Annotated in this window: 3 protein-coding genes; 1 reads left to right on the top strand and 2 read right to left on the bottom strand. The window is 50.8% G+C overall.

The genetic code is table 11. From position 1 onward, the window contains the following. Positions 1-496 precede the first annotated feature (496 nt). Complete coding sequence (locus Q8O77_RS05425; protein WP_305551830.1) at positions 497-2,815, top strand: Tex family protein; 2,319 nt, start codon at positions 497-499, stop codon at positions 2,813-2,815. A 30-nt stretch (positions 2,816-2,845) separates the two neighbouring features. Here the strand turns inward: Q8O77_RS05425 and Q8O77_RS05420 are convergent, their stop codons facing one another. Next, positions 2,846-3,793, bottom strand: a complete 948-nt coding sequence (locus tag Q8O77_RS05420) for a putative metalloprotease CJM1_0395 family protein (protein WP_305551829.1) — start codon at positions 3,791-3,793, stop codon at positions 2,846-2,848. Beyond that, positions 3,793-4,098: an excinuclease ATPase subunit gene (locus tag Q8O77_RS05415; RefSeq protein WP_305551828.1), complete on the bottom strand. Its 306-nt coding sequence runs from the start codon at positions 4,096-4,098 to the stop codon at positions 3,793-3,795. The genes Q8O77_RS05420 and Q8O77_RS05415 overlap by 1 nt, the downstream gene beginning before the upstream one ends. Positions 4,099-4,131: the final 33 nt, after the last annotated feature.

Genomic DNA, 4,131 nt, shown 5'->3' with positions numbered 1-4,131 from the left:
TGGCCTGTCTGCGCGAATATCCAGCAGCGGAGACGCTAAACACTGAGCTGTAACGAAGTAAACACTCGCAAGCGAAAGCGGCAATCCTTTGACCCATCTCAGCATTTTTATTTCCACCAAGTAAAACAATACGACGCTTGTTGTTACAGCACATACAAAAGCGCAGATTTTATTCTTAGTTATACACAGATGTCTACATTTAATTCACAGGAGAATACACAGAATAACCACAACGATGAAAGAAATAATATTTTTCAGATAAAATGACAACCGTCGCAAAGAAAAATTAAATTATCTCAACATATCAGATGTATAAACTTGAACGCCGTGCTTAACGGTTTAAAAATTATGTAAATGCTCTTTTAAGCTAACCGCAAATAGTTAAGGCGCAGATTGGATTTTTTTTCACGTACAGGGGACAATCAGTCTGCCATAGTTTTTTACTCTAAGGGTTAATAGCCGAACGGGTGTTTTTTAAAGCAGGAACTTTCTTTTTATGTCTATTATTGTGAAACAAATCGCCACTGAAATTGCCGCGCGGCCAGAACAAGTTGCCGCTACCATAGCGCTGCTGGACGAAGGTGCGACCGTGCCATTTATTGCCCGCTACCGCAAAGAAATTACCGGTGGTTTGGACGATACGCAATTGCGTCATCTGGACCAGCGCTTAATTTATCTGCGTGAGTTAGAAGATCGCCGGCTGGTGATTTTAAAAACCATTGATGAGCAGGGCAAACTAACGCCGGAACTGAAACAGGACATTCTGGCGGCGGACAACAAAACCCGGCTGGAAGATTTATACCTGCCGTACAAAGCCAAACGCCGCACCAAGGGCCAGATTGCCATTGAGGCCGGCCTGTTGCCGCTGGCAGATGCGCTGCAGGCTAACCCGGCACTGAACCCTGAAACCGAGGCGGCTGCTTACCTCAATGCCGAAGCCGGCTTTGCCGACATCAAAGCAGTATTGGATGGCACCAAATATATTTTAATGGAACGTTTTGCCGAAGATGCCAACCTGCTGGCCCGCTTACGTCGCCACCTGGCAGAAAACGCCGTATTAAAAAGCACTCTGGTGGCAGGTAAAGAGCAGGAAGGCGCCAAATTCCGTGACTACTTTGCCCACAGTGAAAGCTGGAAAACCACACCGTCGCACCGCGCACTGGCGATGTTCCGTGGCCGTAATGAAGGCTTCTTACAACTGCAATTGCTGCCGGATGCAGACGAAACCACAGCACACAGTGTGTGCGAGCAAATGGTCGCCAACCACTTTAATATTAAAGACGAAGGCCGTGCCGCCGACGCCTTTTTACGCACCGCCGTACAGTGGACATGGAAAGTAAAACTGCACTTGCAGTTGGAAAACGATCTGCTGAGCGAGCTGCGTGAAAAGGCCGAAGAAGAAGCCATTAAAGTGTTTGCCCGTAACTTAAAAGACTTGTTAATGGCTGCACCGGCCGGCATGCGCACCACCCTGGCACTGGACCCCGGCTTGCGTACCGGCGTTAAAGTTACCGTGATAGATGAAACCGGTAAACTGCTAAGCCAGAACACTATTTTTCCGCATGCGCCACAGAATATGTGGGATAAGTCTGTGCGTACCCTCGTGGCACTTTGTCAGCAACATAAAGTGGAGCTGATTGCCATTGGCAACGGCACCGCCTCGCGTGAAACCGATAAACTGGCCGCCGAGGTCATCAAAGCCCTGCCAGCGCAAAGCCTGCAGAAAATTATGGTGTCTGAAGCCGGCGCTTCAATCTATTCCGCTTCTGAGTTGGCAGCGCTGGAGTTTCCGGATCTGGATGTATCGCTGCGCGGTGCAGTATCTATTGGCCGTCGCTTACAGGATCCGTTGGCTGAACTGGTTAAAATTGAGCCCAAAGCCATAGGTGTGGGCCAATATCAGCATGACGTAAACCAAAGCCTGTTAACCAAATCGCTCGATGGCGTGGTGGAAGACTGCGTAAACGCCGTCGGCGTAGATTTAAACACTGCCTCTGTGCCGCTGTTAGCGCGGGTGGCCGGATTAAATAAAACCCTGGCACAAAATATTGTATTTCACCGCGACACTAATGGCCGTTTTAATGAGCGTAAAGAACTGCTTAAAGTGCCACGTTTGGGGCCAAAGGCATTTGAACAAGCCGCTGGCTTTTTACGCATCAATAACGGTAGCAACCCGTTGGACGCATCTGGTGTTCACCCGGAAGCCTACCCGCTGGTCGAGAAAATACTGCGCGCACATCAGAAAAGCGTTGATCAAATCATTGGCAACAGCAGCTTTTTAAACAGTGTTGACGCTAAAGCCTTTGCTGATGCGCATTTTGGTGTACCCACCATCACCGATATCTTAAAAGAGCTGGATAAACCCGGCCGCGACCCGCGCCCCGAGTTCAAGACGGCCAGCTTTAAAGACGGAGTGGAAACGCTAAAAGATCTGCAAGCCGGCATGTTGCTTGAAGGCGTCGTGACCAACGTGACCAACTTTGGCGCCTTTGTTGATATCGGCGTGCATCAGGATGGTTTAGTGCATATTTCCTCACTGACCGACAAATTTGTCAGTGATCCGCACCAGGTCGTGAAAGCCGGTGATGTGGTAAAAGTAAAAGTGCTGGATGTGGACATTGAACGCAAACGTATTGCGCTAACCATGCGGATGGACGAACAACCGGCGCCGAAAAATGCCGACAGAGCAGCCGACAAAACCGCACCGCGCCAGCAAAGTAACAGACCCGCAGCGCCACGCCCGGCCAAACCGGCCGACAACAATGCCGCTATGGGTAATGCTTTTGCCGAGGCTTTTGCCAAACTGAAGAAGTAAACCGGCTGTCGGACATAGCTGCAGCGGCTGTTAAGCCTGCTGCAGTGATTGTTTGATTTGCGGTTCGGTAGCGCGCTGATAAAAACCGGCAATAACATCACGCCGCAGCTGCATTTGCGCACTGATGGCAAGGGTATCGCGTTGCGGGTAGACAATAGCATTGCTGCCGCTGTCATCTGATACGCGGTAGCTTATTTCTGTTTGCTGCACTTGTTCTGCAAAGCCGGCCCGGCCACTTTCGCTGTCAGCCGTATCCGTTGCCTCAGTATCAACCGATTTAGCATCAGCAGGCTTAGTTTGCGCTGGCGCTGAGGTTTGTTGCACCAGCTCAGCTTGTGCCTGAATTTGCCGCTGCGCGGCTTCGGAAGCTATGCGGCGGTCTGCAGAGGACGGTTCTGCCGGCGCCAATGCCGCTGCCCGCACCTGTTGCATTTTTTGCACCGTGGCCTGCGGATCGCCGGCTACTGGTGAAATATCAATCGATACTTCCCCCCCGACAGCATATTGTTTACCATCCGGGCCTAATTCATAGGAGTAAGACGGGGCTCCGGCGTAACGCCCTCCCACGGCTGCATGAGCTTGTTCGTGGGTTTTTACTTCCTGATCGCGCGCTTTAAGCTCGCGTACTTCTGCTTGTTCTTGTTGTTCGGCCTGTTGCTGCTCTGCCTGCTGTTGTTTTGCATCCTGCTGTTCACGCTCAGCGTCTTGCTGCTCTGCAGATTCATCGCCACGACCTTCTACCGCTTGCTGTGTTTCGGTTTCTTTGCCGTTAGCGTCATATAAATTTACCTGGGTCTGGCTACCATTAGCACTGCGGACTTTTTCATCGCTAACCAGTGGCTTTTCTGCAGACGATTTTTCAAGTTCTTTTACCGGTTCAAATAAATCCCTGCGCAGCGCATCACGCCGCGCCATTTCAGTCGGCGGATTCGCCGTATTGATACTGACATTAGGGTAATTTGATACCAGCATAGTCATCAGACGCGAATATCAATCACGCTACCGAGCACTTCGTCGGCAGTTTGAATGCTTTTTACATTGGCCTGGGCATTGCGTTGCTCTTGCCCCAGCTGTATTAAGCTGTTGGTTAAAGACCCCGGTTGTTCCGCGGTTTGCACAGTGCGGGGTTGCTCCGCTGCTGCGGTTTGCGCTACAGCTTGCTCAGTTTCATTTTGCCGGTTGGCACGGGTTTGGCGGTTGATATCCAGCGTAGCATCCGTTACCCCGGCGCTGGCGCGGGAGAAACCCTGCATACCTGAATACAAAGCAGATTGAATATCCATGATACAACTCCGGTAACCTTAGCAAATACCGGT

The sequence above is a fragment of the Rheinheimera sp. genome (assembly GCF_030690345.1).
In the GTDB taxonomy this organism is placed as follows: Bacteria; Pseudomonadota; Gammaproteobacteria; order Enterobacterales; family Alteromonadaceae; genus Alishewanella.
This window is presented reverse-complemented; position numbering and strand designations above follow the sequence as displayed.

What these genes read in the sequence shown, in the direction of transcription:
- Q8O77_RS05425 (WP_305551830.1), top strand. Translation starts at nt 497, where the DNA reads ATGTCTATTATTGTGAAACAAATCGCCACTGAAATTGCCGCGCGGCCA.
- Q8O77_RS05420 (WP_305551829.1), bottom strand. Translation starts at nt 3,793, where the DNA reads ATGACTATGCTGGTATCAAATTACCCTAATGTCAGTATCAATACGGCG.
- Q8O77_RS05415 (WP_305551828.1), bottom strand. Translation starts at nt 4,098, where the DNA reads ATGGATATTCAATCTGCTTTGTATTCAGGTATGCAGGGTTTCTCCCGC.